At 68.4% G+C, this 16,188-nt stretch carries 9 protein-coding genes and 1 CRISPR repeat array; all 9 genes read right to left on the bottom strand.

Annotated features, from left to right (window positions below):
* Positions 1-27: 27 nt before the first annotated feature.
* A CRISPR array of direct repeats spans positions 28-422; the repeat unit is 29 nt; unit sequence GGGCTCATCCCCGCAGGCACGGGGAGCGG.
* 440 nt (positions 423-862) lie between these two features.
* Positions 863-1,213, bottom strand: a complete 351-nt coding sequence (gene cas2e, locus LIU39_RS11815) for a type I-E CRISPR-associated endoribonuclease Cas2e (RefSeq protein ID WP_227046602.1) — start codon at positions 1,211-1,213, stop codon at positions 863-865.
* Positions 1,210-2,220, bottom strand: a complete 1,011-nt coding sequence (gene cas1e, locus LIU39_RS11810) for a type I-E CRISPR-associated endonuclease Cas1e (RefSeq protein WP_227046601.1) — start codon at positions 2,218-2,220, stop codon at positions 1,210-1,212. Before cas1e ends, cas2e begins: the two co-directional genes overlap by 4 nt.
* Before the next feature lie 3 nt (positions 2,221-2,223).
* A complete protein-coding gene (gene cas6e, locus LIU39_RS11805) occupies positions 2,224-2,928 on the bottom strand; it encodes a type I-E CRISPR-associated protein Cas6/Cse3/CasE (RefSeq protein WP_227046600.1) in 705 nt (234 codons plus the stop codon).
* Complete coding sequence (gene cas5e / locus LIU39_RS11800) at positions 2,919-3,659, bottom strand: type I-E CRISPR-associated protein Cas5/CasD (protein WP_227046599.1); 741 nt, start codon at positions 3,657-3,659, stop codon at positions 2,919-2,921. Before cas5e ends, cas6e begins: the two co-directional genes overlap by 10 nt.
* Positions 3,656-4,876: a type I-E CRISPR-associated protein Cas7/Cse4/CasC gene (cas7e, locus tag LIU39_RS11795; RefSeq protein ID WP_227046598.1), complete on the bottom strand. Its 1,221-nt coding sequence runs from the start codon at positions 4,874-4,876 to the stop codon at positions 3,656-3,658. Before cas7e ends, cas5e begins: the two co-directional genes overlap by 4 nt.
* A complete protein-coding gene (gene casB / locus LIU39_RS11790; RefSeq protein ID WP_227046597.1) occupies positions 4,873-5,595 on the bottom strand; it encodes a type I-E CRISPR-associated protein Cse2/CasB in 723 nt (240 codons plus the stop codon). Before casB ends, cas7e begins: the two co-directional genes overlap by 4 nt.
* Positions 5,592-10,238, bottom strand: coding sequence for a type I-E CRISPR-associated protein Cse1/CasA (gene casA, locus LIU39_RS11785; RefSeq protein WP_227046596.1), 4,647 nt, complete (start codon positions 10,236-10,238; stop codon positions 5,592-5,594). Before casA ends, casB begins: the two co-directional genes overlap by 4 nt.
* Positions 10,239-11,479: 1,241 nt before the next feature.
* Positions 11,480-12,300 (bottom strand): IS5 family transposase gene (locus LIU39_RS11780; protein WP_227043696.1). Its coding sequence is split into 2 segments (ribosomal slippage): positions 11,480-11,940 and positions 11,940-12,300, totalling 822 coding nucleotides; the frame shifts between segments, so codons are not numbered across the junction.
* 754 nt (positions 12,301-13,054) lie between these two features.
* A complete protein-coding gene (locus LIU39_RS11775; RefSeq protein WP_227046595.1) occupies positions 13,055-16,123 on the bottom strand; it encodes a pPIWI_RE module domain-containing protein in 3,069 nt (1,022 codons plus the stop codon).
* Between the last annotated feature and the right edge of the window lie 65 nt (positions 16,124-16,188).

Raw genomic sequence — 16,188 nt, 5'->3', positions numbered from 1 at the left:
GTTGCCGCTGCTGGAGTCCTGCACCGCGGGCTCATCCCCGCAGGCACGGGGAGCGGATCATCGTGCAGGAATGCAAGGCCGCCGGCGAGGGCTCATCCCCGCAGGCACGGGGAGCGGCCACGTAGGGCGTGAGAAGCATGCCGGGGCTCGGGCTCATCCCCGCAGGCACGGGGAGCGGCTGTCTGCCGGCACCGTCGCCGCGATCATCGCGGGCTCATCCCCGCAGGCACGGGGAGCGGTCGCGGTGCCAATCGCGTACCTGGACCTGCTGGGGCTCATCCCCGCAGGCACGGGGAGCGGCGGCCGAGGTCGAGGACCAGGTCGAGGCCGTCGGGCTCATCCCCGCAGGCACGGGGAGCGGGCGTTGAACTGGCCCCTCGCGGTCTTGGGGGCGGGCTCATCCCCGCAGGCACGGGGAGCGGTCTTCGTGAGCTGCACTTTTATCAAGGGGCGACGCTTGTTTCAGCAAGGATGAGAGAAAAGAACATACGGGGCAAACGGGAATGCGTTCGGTCAGATGCCTCCACGACACAGGCTACGCGTTCACACCGAGGTTTCCCGGGTGAGGCTGCCATGGACTCCGCCCCCAAAGATGCCCTGCCAGGAGCGCGGCTTACCCTGCTTCGGGTCGCGACTGAACCCGCACGTGCGCAAGGCAGTTCGTGGTACGCCGATGGTCAGGAAGGTACGGGCGGCTCCCACCGTTCGGCATTAGGAACGGATGCTCTCGGCGTACAAGCCGCCAAGAGCCGAAACCCGAACTCGCCAGAGTCGCGGCGCGCAGCGGACACCACCGCACGGCCGCTGTCGGTACGGGCACCCGGGCAAGCACGACCGGAAGGTCGGCCCGTTGGCCAAGAAGCTACGGCGCCCGGTTGCCGAAGCGGCGGCGCTTGGACGCCTTGCTCCAGCCTAAAGAAGGTGATGAGGAAGCAGGGCGGTCGGAAGGGCGGAAGATGAGGGTGAGGCCCTCATGGTCGACGGGATGCCATTTGTGGTCGTGGGTACGGAAGGCATAGCCCTGTTCGGAGTTGGTGGAATAGGCGAGCAATGCGCGGCCGTTACCGGCGTATTGGCGGACCTCGTCCCACAGGGCGTCGCGAATGCGGGCGGAGGGACTGCCCAGGAAGACACCAGGAGAGATTTCCAAGAGCCAGCGGGTGAGGAAGCCGCGCAGGCCGACCGGGCAGTGAGTGAGGACGATGACTGTCACCAGATGACGCCATCCCGCGCGAGAGCGTCCTGCGCCCCGATGTCCTGAGCCAAGGTGCCGCCCTGACTATCTCCGTGGTCGCCGTAGTTGCGGCCGGCGGCCACCTCGGCACCCCGGTCGGACAGGAGGGTGACGTGGTCGCCGTCGTCCGGCAGGTCGGCACCCGCGGGCGCGAGCAGTCCCTTGATGTCGCGCACGCACCGGTCGAGCAGCCCGACGGTGTTGATGCGGTCACGCAGCGCTCGCCGAGTGCGGGGGCCGATGTCTTCCGGACCTTCGGCGGCAACCTCGAAGGCCACGGGAATGCCGATGTCCGTCTTGTAGAAGTCGGCCACATCGAGGACGAAGGACAGTTCGTGGCCCGAGTGGACGAAACCGAGCCCAGGACTACAGCCCAGCGCCGCGACCACGGTCTGGGCGATGCCGTACATGCACTGCGCAGCGGCGGTGATGGCCTGGTTCGGGGCATCTCCGGAGCTGAAGTCGCCGGGGGTGAACCGACGGCCGCGCCAGGGGACACCGGTGCGGGCGGCCTGCTCGGCGTAACAACGCTTGACCCGGTCGCCCTCACGACCGAGGAGCTGGCGACGGGTGCACCCGGCCGGGTCCTCGTCGGGGAAGCGGAGGCGGTACATGGCCCTGGCGACGTTGAGCCGGGCCCGCTGGTTGGCCCAGGCCATGGCCTGGGCCTCCACGAGAGCGGAGGAGCGGCTCAGTGCCCGGCCGCCGGCGTAGAAACGTACGCCGTTCTCGCCGACCCATACCACCACGGCGCCGCTCTCACCGAGAACCGCCATGGCCTGGTGGGTGATCCGCGTGCCGGGGCCGAGGAGCAGCGTGCCGATCGTCGCCGAGGGGATGTGGCGGACTCCCTCTGCGTCCTCGGCGGTGATGGCGTTGGCGTCGCGGTGCACCACACAGCGTTCGAGGTAGACGAAGGACAGGCGGTCACCAACGCGGGTGAGCTGTCGCGGACTGGAGGCAGGACGCCTGCTGATCGTGGTCACCGGCTACTCCGCGGGAGCCAGGGTCATGAGCCCGCAGCCGTACGCCTTGGCCTTGCCGAGACCAAAGGTGAGGGTGCGGCGGAGCGCATCGGGATCGAGGACGCGGAGGCGTCCGTCGAAGGTGACACAGGTCAGCGTCACCTTGTGCGCGCGGGCGTCGGACTCGTTCCTCTTGCGGAAGGCGAGGTCACTACGGTTGTGGACGACGACCTCGTGCCAGGCACCGTCGAGGCCGTCAGGCCGGCGCTCCGACCTTTCCACGATCGCGAAGCCGGCGTCCGTCTGCCGTTTGAGCAGCCAGTCCAGCTGGTGGCGCGGGGTGACGTGCGGGGTGCGCTTGGTCGGCTCGGCGTCGTGCCGCCGGATGCTGTGCACGGGGTTCGCGGTGAGCCGGAAGGCCCAGGTGTCGTCGGCGGCAAGGCGGGCGAGGAAAGGCGCGTACGGCTTCGTCTGCCAACCGCCCGTCGTCGGCCAACCCGCCTGCTCCACAAGGTGGGTGAGGTCGGGCCGGCCGGGGCTGACGACGTAGAGCAGCACTTCGCTGCGGGACTGCTGGTCCAGGCGCCACAGCACCCGGGGGCCGTCGCCCTGATGGTCGGGCTTCTCTACGAAGGACGCCATGACTGCCGCGTGCAGGCTCTGCGGCGAGGTGAGCAGCCGACGGGCGCCCATGCGCGCGGTGTTGAGACGGAATCGGGTCAGGAACATGGGTGGTCTTCCAATAGCCCCATCGGATCGTGTTTCGGCGGTACGAAAGTCCGGCGGGACGCGCTCAGCGGATTGGCGACGGTGATGGCACTCGAGTGGATGCCGCGCAGTCCGTACCGGCGGTGACGCGGGTCGAAGCTGAGCGGCTGGTCCCGTATCGCGTCACCGGGGCCGCCACCGGCGACTAGGTCGGCGATCACTTCGAGTTCGATGCGTCGCTCGCGGACACGGCGGCGCTGGAACCAGGCGGCTGCCTGCCAGGGCTCGGCCCTTAACGCCCGCCACAGGCCGCCGCGATGGACACCCAGGTCGATCGGGCGGGACGGCGGGCAGGAGCGGCGGCCGAGGAATGGCAGGAACGTCGGAGCCCGGACCGCCGCGTAGAGGGCGTCGATCAAGGCTTCGTCACCTTCGACGGCGGCGACGAAGACCGCGTCAGAGAGATAGAAGCGTTCGGAGACCGGCATGGACTTGCCGGTATCGCCGTGGCGCGCGGTCTGGTAGTCGCGCACCCGGGTACCCGGCTGGTCGAGCCGGACGGCGAACGTGAGCGCGGCAAGGTCGGAGAGATCCGCGCCGCGGTCACGGCCCTGGGCCGCGGCGAGCAGCCCGAGCACTCCACTCTTGGTGGGCGCGCGCTCCGTCGTACGCCGCACGAAGCGTGACGACGCGCCCCACGACTGGAGCGGGCCCGCTAGGCGCAGCGTCAGGACGCTGGTGCGTTCGCTCATGCGGGGCGGTCCTGGCCCTCGGGCGCTTGCGCCACCAGCCGTTCGCCGACCGCGTCGCTCACTTCGTCGAGCAGACCGCCGATGGTGACCGTCGTGCCGAGCGCCGCCAGCGGCTCGGTGGCCGTCCCCGCCCTGAGTACCCAGCTCGGATCGTCGGTGACCTCGTACGCCTTCTCGATGTCGGAGACGTGCGCGAGCAGTTGGGTGCACGCGCCGCGCAGATGGCCGCCGGAGTCCAGGGGAGCGAGAACGGGCTCCTCGAAGGCGGAGACGAAACTGATGGGCCTCGCCGAGCGGAGGGTGACGATCACGGCCTCGGGAAGCGTGTGGTTGCCGAAGGTATTGATCTTGCCGGTGGGCATGGAGGCCACGAAGCCGTGCAGGAAGGCCCGCACCGCCCTGCGTACCGGCTCGTCCAGCGGCTGCTCAGGACGCCGACCGACACCAAGGTTGTCGCGCAGCCGGTCCACGTCGAGAGCGGCGTAGCGGTAGAGCGTCGCCGAGTTGAAGTCGACCGTGCCGATCATGCCGGCACCGGACTCCTCCTCCTTCTCGTTCTGGTCGTCCACCGCGGTGAAGTAGTCGGACTCGTTCTCGACCTGGTGGACGCTGATGGCGTGCGCGACCTGGGCCGCGGCGTCGACGTTGATGTCGGCGGAGTCGGCGACCATCCGTCCGAACAGCGCGATGTCCACCGAGTGCCGGGTGTCGGCGATCCCGCGGGCCTTGTTCTTGTTCTCCTTGGCCTTCAGGTACGCCTTGATGTCGGCGGCACCCTCGACAGCGAGGTGAGCCAGGCCGTCGATCTGACGCGCACTGAGGAACATCAGATACGAGGACTCCGGCGGCGGCTCCGGCTCGCCCTTCTTCTTCGCGCTCTCCGCCTTCCTGCGCGGCACCTCGATCTTCGAGCCCGTCGCGGCGTAGAGCGTTTCGGCGGCCAGTGTCATGGCCGCGGCGCCGTCCAACGAAGCTTCCACAGCAGTGATCCGCTCGGCCAGCAGCTCGGCCACCCGACGGGTGCGAACGCCTAGTTCGTCCGGGTCGAGAAGGTCTTGGAACGCTCGTCGGGTCGCCCTCTTCCACGCCTGGCTGGAGACGCGGGCGCGGCGGACGCCGCCGTAGACCGCGGTCTTCGGGGTACCGGTGTCGTCGCGGTTGAGGTTGCTCGGCGGCACGGTCTGCAGCACGTGCACGTCGATGATGGTGCGGCTCACGGGGTGTCATCCTCCGGTGTGGTCGTGTCAGGTTCCTGCAGGCCGTCGCTGCCGCCCGGCGCGTTCGGCCCCGCTGTCGCTGAGCCGTTGCCGGAGGCGGACCGGGGAACGGCGAGGTAGGAACGGCCCCAGGAGCGGCGCACTGACTGGGGCCCGCCGGGGCTCTGCCAGGTGTGGAGCTGGTCGGCCAGCAGCCCGTAGTCGAGCGGAACGGCCTCGCGGCGCAGCAGGAGAACGATCTCGCGCAGCCGCCCGGCGAGGACCACGGGAGTGGCGGCCGTACCCGCCCGGACGAAGCGCTTGCGCGTCGGCTCGTCGATCTCGGCACCGGGGGCCAACCGGCGCACGGCAGCGCCGAGTTCCGGTCCGGGCCTGCGGTGCATACGAGCGGTGTGGTGCGACTGCTGGTGGAGCGACCACAGGGTGACGGCGGCGTGCGCCGCCTCCTCGGCCCACCGCATGGCGTCCTCGGTCAACTCACGGCGCTCGTACTGCTCGTATAGAGGTTCGGTGCCGATGAGACCCCACAGGTCGGCGGTCTCACCGGCAGGTCGGCCGATGCCGCGTCGCAGCCGGGCCAATGTGCCCACGGCATCGCTGCGGTCGTCCAGGTAGCCGCGCTGCAGCCGCGTGATGCGCTGGTGGACGGCGGCGCCGACCGGGCCGAGGGACGGCTGCCGCGTACCGGACGTGGCAGGGGCGGGAAGGCTGGTGGTCATACCGGCGACTCCACGGGGGCGGTTTGGGCAGTCGGTGGGTCCGGCGGGCCGTCGTCATCAGTGGCCAGGTGCCTGTGGAGACGGGTGCGGAAGCGAAGCTCGGCTGCGGCGTCGTTCAGCCATCGCGGTCCGTTACGGGTCTCCACGATGCGTCCTTCCCAGGCGGCCAGTCCAGCGTCGTCCAGCAGCCCGGTACCCAGGCCGCCGACGATGCGGTGCACCTCCCGCTTCCAGCGGTCGCGGTGCTCCCCTGGGTCGGGAGCGGTGCCCAAGTCCCGCAGCCATCGGCGGTAATGGGTGTCGAGTGTGCCGAATCCCTGGTCGCGGGCGGCGTCCCTGCGCGGTTCAGGATCGGACCCGGATGCCCGAGCAAGGTCGATGGCGAGGTCGGCGAGCATGCCGACGGCCTTCTCCGCGTCCTTCAGGGCATCCACGGCCTTCTGCCCGTACCGCCGGTCATCGCGGTGAAGCAGCACCACAGGCATCAGGACTCCGTCGTCCACCACCTCGTCGATCACCGATTGCTGGGTGCCGTACCGCGCGCCGATGATGCGGGTGCGGATCAGGTGGCCGCGTGGGAGAAATCCTTCGGTGGTCAGCCGGGCGATCCACTCCACGATCCCGGGCCGCAGGTGCTGAGCGCCGTCCTGGCCTTGCTCCGTCCCTGCCTCCCGGCCGGTGAGAAGGCCCTCCATCCCGCGCCAGGCCATGCGCGACGGGTCGTGCTCCTGCGGCAGGTAGACGAGCGCTTCGCCACGCTTCTTCTCCTGTGCCGGACTGCGGCGCCAGCCCGTCATCGGCTCGTACGGCAGTTTGTTGTGCGGTTCGAGGCGGTCACCGTACGCGAGCACCGCACCGTGCACACCGTCGGCGTCGTGGTACAGGCGGATACGACGGGACTGCCAGGTGTACAGGTCCCGCAATCCGTAAGGACGTTGCGCTAGGTCCCGGGCCTCAGCAGGCCCGCACGGCTCGGCCCGCCACGCCGGGCGGTCGGCCTGGTCCGCGTGCAGCCCTGTGGAGTCCGCGGCCATCAGGTTGAGCAGCAGCGTCTCGTGGAGGTTGTCCCCCTCCATGAGGACGCCACCGAGATTGCCTGCCCACGCCACGCCCTGGGGATAGCCCTTACCGGCCTTCACCCGGGGGTCGTCCACCGCGCCGGACTTGATGCCCGACGGGTCGAACGCCTGGGCGTGCACCAGCCATCGGGAGGCCTCCGCCCAGCCGAGCCGGTCGACCCCCGGCATACGCATGCTGAAGAACGGTTCCCCGTTGGGCACGTCGGCCACGATGCGGTTGAGAGAGAAGATCTCGTCCTTGGCCGTACGCAACCCGGCGACCTGGAAGAACGGACGCTCGGGGTGCAACAGGTCGAAGCGATCGCGATGCCGGTGCAGGTAGTCCGCCACGTGCCCGGCGTACGGCCTATCGGACACCCACAGCTCCTCCCACGCGTCGCTGTCGGCCGGCGCCGCGCCTTTCCCGGACCCGTCGAGAGCGTCATGGAGGATCGCCAACAGCAGTCGCATCAGGGCGAAGTCCTGGGTCGGCAGATCTCCGACGAGTCGGCGAATGTCGCGCGCCTGGTCGAACACCTCCGACAGGGACAGCTCGCGCTCCGAACCGTCGATGAGCTGGACGGGCAGCCAGGGGCGATGGGCCAGATTGAAGGACGGCACCCCGGGGGTCGGCGTCGCCTCCTCTCCCTTGCTCGGTTCCTCGCGTGTCACCAGCAGGCCCTCGTCGGGGTCATACGCCAGATTCCACCCCGCCAGCCGGGTCTGACAGTCCTCGTCGAGCGCGAGGATCAGCTCCCCGGCGAGCCAGTGGCTCTCCTTCTCCTGCCAAGCAGGGACGTAGAGCTCTTCCAGTTCGGCGAGGGCCTGGTCCGACTTGTCGGGGAAGGAGAAGTGGTAGGGCAGCCGCAGGCCGCTCGCAGCGGCGGCCCGCGCGGCGCGCGCGGACGGTACGGCATCGGTGGGCAGTTCGAGACCGCCGCGCCCCTTGTCCAGCCAGGGCAGGGTGCACAGGGTGCCGTCGGCCCGGCGCATGACGACCAGGACTTCCAGACTCTCCCGGCTGTCCCGGACCTGCGCTCGTCCGGCACTGCTGTCATCCGCGTCACCGACGCCTGCGCCGATCCAGCCGATGAGCGGTCGCCCGGCCTTGCGTACCTCGTCCAGCCGGAAGACCTCCGCCTTCTGCTGCTGCTTGGCACGGGCTTCGCGGTGTTGGGCCCGCGCGGGATCGACGGTCTGCTCCCAGTGCGGCGGGCAGGGTTCGTCGTCCCCGTACGCCCGCTGGACGAGAGGGCTGATGTCCTCCGGCAGTCGCACAGGCCGGCCCGGTTTCCCGGGCGCTCCGAGGTGCGGGGTGAGTACGGCGAGCGACCGGAGCAGCGGATACACGCCATAGACCGTGCACGAGCCTTTGACAGGCGTGGGGGCAGGATCCGTTCGCCAGTCGACGCCGGTCACCAAACAGCGCGGCTGCCGCAGGCGCGGAGGACGTTCACTCTGCTGCTCACCGCGCGGGTGGCGGTGCAGCCGTCCCATCCGTTGGAGCAGCAGGTCTACGGGACACAGGTCGGTCACCAGCAGATCGAAGTCCACGTCCAGCGACTGCTCGGCCACCTGGCTCGCGACCACGATGTGTGTTCCCCGTGGACGGTGCGGTGACTTGCTGTCGCGGTCCGGTGGTCCGAACCGGGTCAGCAGCGAGGCGTCCTTGCGTGCTCGGTCGACATCGATGAAGCGTGCGTGCGCGACGGTGACGTGCTCGGCACCGAACCTCGCCCTGAGTGCGGCGGCCGTGTCCGTCACCCGGTCGACGGTGTTACGGACGACCAACGCGCAACCGCCGTCGACCAGTTCCACTGCCAGACGGTCCGCCAGTACGGTCTCGTCATCCGCCAGGCGCTCCAACACCACGTCGGTCCGGCGCCCGGAGGCGGCGGGCGATGCCTTCACCGGCTCCGTGCCGGGGGCGACGGCAGTCAGAAGCGGGTAATCAGTGGCGTCGGCGAGTGCATCGGCGCTCGTCCCGGTGTACGCCTCCGCCAACTCCCGCCGTCGGCCTGCCGGAAGCGTCGCCGACAGCACCACGACGGGAACGCGATACGACCCCAGCCATGACAGCACCCGGTCGAGGTAGGTGTTCATGTAGGCGTCATAGGCATGTACTTCGTCGATGACGACGACCTTGCCGGCCATCGCCAGGTGTCGCAGAGCCAGGTGCCTGCTCTTGAGACCGGTCATCAGCAACTGGTCGATCGTCCCGACGGCGAACGAGGCGAGCAGGCCCTTCTTCCGTCCCCGCAGCCACTGGTGCGCGACGAGGTCGGCCGAGGCTGCCTTCGCGCCGCACGCAGGACGTTCGCCCTCGCCATACGCGTCCACAGCGGCGATGGTGCGGTGACTGTCACGCATCAGGGCGGCGTAGTCCTCCTGGAGCGCTGCCTTCGCGTGCGCCAGCAGGACCGAACACTGCTCCGGCGAGGGCTCCTCTGCAGTCGCCGATGTGAGGGGCGGGAGCCGGTCGAGCCAGTCCAGGAGCCGCGGGAACATCGCGTTGCTGGTCGCCATCGTCGGCAGGGCCAGGTAGCACCCGCCCGCGCCCGAGCGAGCCGCGAACACCTCCGCCACCGCGAGAGCCGCCTCGGTCTTCCCCTCCCCCATGGGCGCCTCAATGATCAGCATCCCGGGCTGTTCCATACCCCGAGCCATCGCGAGGGCCTGCTCCTGCACCGGCCGCACCACGGCACCGGGCGGCAGCTCGAAGCGCGCGGCGAACAACTCAGCTGCCTGCTCGAGCGGTTCGGCCGGTGACCACGGTGCGGGCAGTCGAAGCCCCAGCCACGCCGCGGCCACCCGCTCACTTTCGCTCCGGGGATGCTCCTCGGGGAAGTACGGGAAAAGATCCGGGTTACTGGCGATCCAGTCGCACACGATGACAATCGCGGTCAGCAGCACTTGGACCGGCTGGGGAAGTTTCACCCCTCGCCAGTGAGCAAGCCGGTCGTTCACCCCGAAGACGTCGGCAGACGCATCCAGCAGCTCGTTCTGCACACGCTGCCAGACGGCCTCCGCCGGCCCCGGCGTCCGCAACAGTTCGGGATGCGCATCGAGGTTGTGGATCTGCACGTGGTCCGGTGGTACGCCGTGGTGACCGCCGGCCATCACGGCGAACTGCGCGGAAGCCCTGCGGGTCCAGCCACGCCGTTCCTCCAGCCACTCCTGCAGCAGCACCTGACCAGCCAGCCCGTGCGGTGCCATCCCGCGGTGGTCGCCGAACTGCTTGCGCGTACGCATGCCGAGGCCGGCGGCGCTCATCACGTCGGCCAGATCGTCCACTTGGCATGAGAAGGCAGGCGTGGCCTTCCCGATGTCATGCGTGCCCGCCAGCCACACGCACAACCGCCGACCATCGGCTTCCCCCTCGGGAAGCGGCTCCGCGACCACTTCCTTCACGTTGCGCGGAAGCCAGTGATCCCACAGCAGCCCGGCGACAGCAGCACTGTCCGCCATGTGCCGCCACAGCGGCAGCCACTTCTCCGTGACCCGGTCGTGCTTGGCCCACACCGTGCGAGCCGCGCCGGTCAAGCGGTCGCCGAGGTTTGCGGGCGGGTTCTCTTCGCTATGCACGGCGGTTATTCAACAGGAACCTGAATGTGGGCTCAGACAATACGGCACGATTGATCAATATCTATCTTCCATGATCAAAATGCAACACAACGCGAAGGAATTTTACCTGCGAGCGCTGGAAACTGCGGCCGACAAGGAGATGAGGTCGGGCACTCGCCCCGTTCACGTGACATCCGAACGGGAGGACGAGGGCAGGCTCGCGTATGATTCAGCGTAATATCCGCTCCCCGCAGTCGCGGGAAACTTCACCCGGTAAAAAACTATTCGCACCACTCAAAGCCGACAGGTGCGGATAATGACTCGGTGGGAAAAACTGGGTTCATCATTCCGGCATACATCCGGATGTCCCCCTGAAGGTCGCCGCGTGCCACGCTCCCCGCATCTGCGGGGATACCCACCTCGCTTAATTTCGCCTCCCGCAACCACGGGAACCTGAACGTAGTAGCGTGATACATGCACCTCCACCATTATCCGCGCGTGTCTCTCCCTACACCGCTGCCGCGGCCGGACTACCGTCATGAAAGCGACAGCACTATCTCGAGTTGCCGCCCCCACGGCAGAGGGATCAGATTAAAAATGAAATACAGATTTTCAAAGCGCTGGCGTGTTCGCCGAATTCGAAAGAATTTTTTGAACGGTTTGAACGGACCGGCGGACGACCCATCCCGCCTCCACGCAGGGGAGGGCGGCAAGCTGCATATGCCGTCTCGACCGCCACAAGATCCTTCCACACCCCCGGAATCCACCTTTCGCGCATCAGCCTTCCTCCTGGCCGCCCTCCTCTGCGCCGTAGTCAGCTTCACTGTCATCGCGCTCGCGGCAATTGGCCACGCCACTCCTGATGCAGTCCCAGAGGTTCTACGTGGACTCGCCACTCTGGCGAGCATCCTGCTGCGCCACCCCTGATGGGTCTCCTGCGAGTTCCCTGCGAAGCCAGGTTCCCTTGGAACAGCCGTTGCGCCACTACGCGCCAGGAGGAGCGGAGAAAACGGTCAAGAGGATCTTGCGAAGACCTCACTGCGAGGTTCGCTGTGACCTTTGGCAGCGAGGTATATAGCCGCGCCCGGCACCACGCACCCCTTCCGGGCAGCACAACATTCGACCAAGAAACCGTTCATGGCCACCGCGGTGACGGTCTCCCGAAAAAGGAGAAAGTTTCCCTACCAGACAACCAGGCCCCTGTATCTGTGCAGCTCAAGACCTTACGGCCCTCACCCCCACCAGGTGCCTTCTAAGAGGAGCTAACACAATGCTTGGGCTCGTCTGTAGGTGATGACGCAGCAGGCGAGTTTGAGGAATGCCTCGTGGATGTCGTCTCGGATGTCCCAGCGGATCCGTAGTCGTCTGAAGCCGTGGATCCAGGCGTTCGTGCGTTCGACGACCCACCGGACGGCGCCCAGGCCGGATCCGTGGGGCACTCCCCGGCGGGCGATGACCGGCTTGATGCCGCGTTTCCGCAGCAGGCGGCGGTACTTGTCGTAGTCGTAGCCGCGGTCAGCGAACAGCTGCCGGGGGCGGTGGCGCGGTCGGCCGGTGGCTCCTCGGATTCGGGGAATCGCGTCGAGCAGGGGCAGCAATTGGGTGACGTCGTGGCGGTTCCCGCCGGTCAGAGTGATGGCTGGTGGGGTGCCGTCGGCGTCGGTGACGATGTGGTGCTTCGAGCCGGGCCGGGCACGGTCGACCGGGCTCGGCCCGGTTTTGGGCCGCCCCGACGGGCCTGCCGGTGCGAGCCGTCGATCACCGCCCGGGACCAATCCAGCTTCCCCGCACGGTGCAGCTCGGTCAGCAGCACCTGGTGAAGCCGGTCCCAGACACCGGCCTCATGCCAGTCCCGAAGCCGACGCCAGCACGTCATGCCGGAGCCGAACCCGAGTTCCTGCGGCAGCCATTGCCATTGGATCCCGGTATGCAACACGAACAGGATGCCCTGCAGACAGCCGCGGTCGTCCAGAGGCAACCGCCCCGGGTTGCACGACCGGCGCCGCCTGACCGGCAACAGCGGCTCAATACGCGCCCAAAGATCGTCCGACACCACCCACGGCGGACCATTGCCCTTCCCCATACCCGGCCCAACGACCCACCCAGGTACCAGACATGGCCTCCCCAGCTCTTTCTGTTAGCTTCTCTAAGTACTTGGCCGCAGGTTCGAGTCCTGCCGGGGGCGCACGTTTAAGCAGGTCAGAGGGAGCCTTAAGCCCTTCGCAAGATCACTCGCGGAGGGCTTTTTCATTGCCCGAGAGGCTATTTTGTACATATATGCACCATCGATTGAGGCGCTGCGTCCCACATACGTCCCCCCGGTTGGGGCAGCAACTTACGTCCAACCGCCATTAGTCAGAGAGTCGCCCCTGGTCAGAGCCATACTGATGGGCAATCAGCCAAGAACGGGGCAGGCGCCAAAGCGGCACCTGTCCTGTTCTTGATTGCTAGATCGACCTGCTCGACGCCTGTCCTCACGCCACCGCACACACGTAGATTCATCCCCGACGCGAGCCGCCCGATGTGGGTAGGGCTGGAGGGCTAAACGGAGCGGGGAGCCATGGTCAGAGCTTGGACGGTCCGCGGGGCCGGCAGGGAGAACGCGAAACGCAAGCGCTCGACGAGGGCGTGGTGATCGCCAGCTGAGAGGAAGCCGGCTGTCTGAGCGACTGCGCATCGATCACTGAGGCGGAGGGCCTTCCCGCGCGAACCTATCAGGATGAGGGCGCCTGGCAGCGTGGACACTTGGAAACACCAGCATTGGCGCTGCATCACCATGGAGACCCACACGCAGAACCGCGTTGTCCCACAGCTCAGCACGTCGCCGCAGAAGAGCTTCACCCATCGTCGTCTTCCTTCTCGGGTTCCGTGGTCAGCCCGGCCGCGTCCATGAGGTCCGGGTCCGGATCGTCCTCCGTCGTGCTCCGCTGCTCCCGCTCCACAGTGGACTCCGCCGTCGCCCCTCCTGGACTCACATCACTCTCCACGAACATCGGGAGGACATACGCCTGGGCCAGTCCCGCCAGGTGAAGCGGGAGCGGCAGGGACAGCGCCGCGGCATAGTCCGGCGCCTGGCGCAGTTGGTGTACGGCGAGGGCCAGAGCCTCGGCCTCATCCGGCTTGCCCAGGGCGAGGGCGCCCGGGTCGTCGCCCACGTGACAACCGAGCACTGCGATCTCGAGCAAGGTCGGGTTCCAGGCGCTGGTGCCCGCCTGTGAGGTGAGGTTGCCCGCCGCGTTGACCCGGGTGGCCAGGCGGTCGAGGGCGGGCGACACCGCGTGGGTACCGGGGCGTTCCGTGGTGCTGTAGAAGATCCGGTCACCTGCAGGAGCCTCGCCCTGCGACGGGACGGTCTGGGCCCAGAAGCCGGCCGGCTGTCCGTGCGGCTTACCGGGTTCCGCCAGGCCCCACCACTGCGCGGTCTCCCGTCCGCCACACCCGCGGACGCGCACAAGGCGGAGTTCGTCGTCGAGCCTGCCCGCGGGGGCGTGGCCCGTCTGGATCAGATCCCGCTCAATCCGGCCATCCTGCAGCCATGGCCAGTGCAGCCTGCTGTTCTGTGCGTGGGTGATCAGCGCGGTGGGCTGACCGCGCAGCGAGTGCAGTACGCGCTGGAGGAATGCCGCGGTCTCCTTGCGCTGCTGGGCGAGGTTGGTACGCCACTGCTTGCCGGTCAGACGGGAGGTACTTGATTGCGGGCCGCCGTCCTGCGGGTCGGGCTCCGCGCATGCCTCGGGATCGATCTCGGCCTGCTTCACTAGGCCGAGGAGAAAGCGCGGATACGGCACCCACTCCCCCGCGGCATCGTCCCAGCCGCGCACGGCCGCCAGGCCCGCCGCGTCCGGCAGCGGGGTGGCCAGGACGGCCACGGGCAGGTGCTTGGGCAGCCGGGTCGGGCCGTCCTTGCGGCGCTTCACCATCCAGACAGCGGCGTACTGAAGTCCATCGGGCAGGTCGTTGCCGAGCGTGTGCTGCGGCAGTACGCGGACGCCGAGCTGACGCAGTCCGTCAAGCCAGGAGCTGTGGGTGCGATGCTCGATGCTGTCCGCGTTGTCGATCTGCCGGTCGGTGGACGGGGTCACGACGAACTGGGTCAGTACCCCTGCGTCGGCGCACCCCAGGCGGACGGCGAACTTGGGGTCGGTCGTCGACGGGCGGAAGGTACTGCGGTGGGCGATCTCCACCAGGGCGAGTTCAGGGTGGTCGGGGTCCACGCCGTCCGCGCTCAGCCATGAGCGCAGGGCGCGGCGACGCTCATCGATAGCCGTCGCGATGGCCGTGCCGTTGGCTTTGACGGCCGGGTCGGGCAGCAGCCGGTCTCCGAGTCCGTCGGCCAGGGGCAGACACCGCAGTCGTAGGGTGAGTTCCTCCGTCCGCCATTCGAGGACGACCGGTGCTCCGGGCCTGGCTTCGTCGAAGTCCCGGTCCGTGATCACGGCGGCGGAGGCGCCGCCATCACCGTCCAGGCCCAGGGCATGCGCGAACTGGGCCACTGCTTCCTTCCGTACCTCTGATGACTGCCACAGCAACCGGACCTCCACCAGCGGGGGACCGCTGTGCCGCGAGCGCCGGCCTGCGATCCGCGCCTGCGCCGCGAGGTTCGCCCTGCGCGCCTGGGTTTCGCGCAGCAGCTCGGTCTTCTTGGCCTCGTCGGTCCTCGGTTTGGGCCGCCGGTTGTCCGGTGCGCCGATGCCCTTGCCGCGTCCCCGGGTCAGATCGGGTACCCGCACCACCGCTTCCGGAAGAGCCTGTTCGGCCCACTCGGTCAGCTGGGCGCGCTGGTTGGGCATGAAGCCGGTGCCGATCTCGTGCTTCCCCATTCGGGTACTGTGCACCACGGCCGCGCGGACTCCGCGGCCTTCACCGATCCAGGAGCCCGGTTCGGTGAGGAGTTGTTCGGGGTCCGGGAAGTTGCCGGAGAGGCTGAGTCCGCGCAGGATGCCGGCGGTGTCGTTCTCCGACCAGGCGAAGGTGTCGGCTGCCCGGTCCCGGCGCAGTCGGGCGAGTGCGTAGCGTTCGGTGGCCGGTGCTCCGGGCAGCCAGGGGATGGTGGGCCGCAAGTAGACCGTGGTGGCCTCCCGGTAGGACAGGTTGAGGCGTTTGGTGGCGGCCCGCGGGTGCGTCGCCCAGCGGCGTACACCCCAGTGCAGATGGAGACACGGCCTGGTGTCGAACGGCGTGGTGTGCAGGGAGATGTTGAGTACGACAGAGAACCACCACTCCTTGCGCTTGACCATTCGGCACAGGGACTGCGACATGAGTTCGGCACCCTGGTCGCGAGGCCCGCGAGGCACCGCGCGAAATCGCAGCTCGCCACCGTCGAAGCGGTAGGGGTCGAGGGACAGGATGCGGCGGGCCAACGCGTCGGTGGCGAGCTGAAACTGCCGGGGGTAGAGGGCGGCGGTACCGCCGGCGCTGACGGGCCTGGTGAGCAGTTCGACGCCGGTGACCGGCTGCCACTCGGGGAGGTTCCGCTTGAGGTCGGCGCTGCTCGCGAGCAGCAGCGAGCGAAACCCGGGATCCTGCCCCGCACCCTTGGGGCCGAGGGTGCGCAGCCAGGCGTCCAGGAGCTGCCGCATGGAGCGGTCCGGGAGGGGATCAGTCGCCGAGGCGGGGACGTACATCCAGAAATCCTCGGCGATCCGATGGTCCTGTTCCGGCCCCGGCTCGACGGGGATACGAGGGCGGGGGCGGACAATCACGTCGGGGGCGAGGGTCTGCAGTACTCCGTCGAGTCGGCGAGTGGGCAGGGTCAGCTGCCGTTTCTCCTCGTCGCGTCCGTGGTTATGCAGATCGAGGAGTTCCGCGCGCCAGTATTCGGGAAAGGCGAGCGCACGGAAGTCCTCGGTCCAGGACTCGCTGCCCTCGGCAAGGTGGTACGCGGATCGGCGGATGTGCTGGTACATGTCCGTTCTCCCTGCGATGTCGTACGTGGTCGGTCTCGCGCCGTGTCTTCGACAGCCTTGGAAGC

The sequence above is a fragment of the Streptomyces pinistramenti genome (genome assembly GCF_020564935.1).
Taxonomy (GTDB): domain Bacteria; phylum Actinomycetota; class Actinomycetes; order Streptomycetales; family Streptomycetaceae; genus Streptomyces; species Streptomyces pinistramenti.
This window is presented reverse-complemented; position numbering and strand designations above follow the sequence as displayed.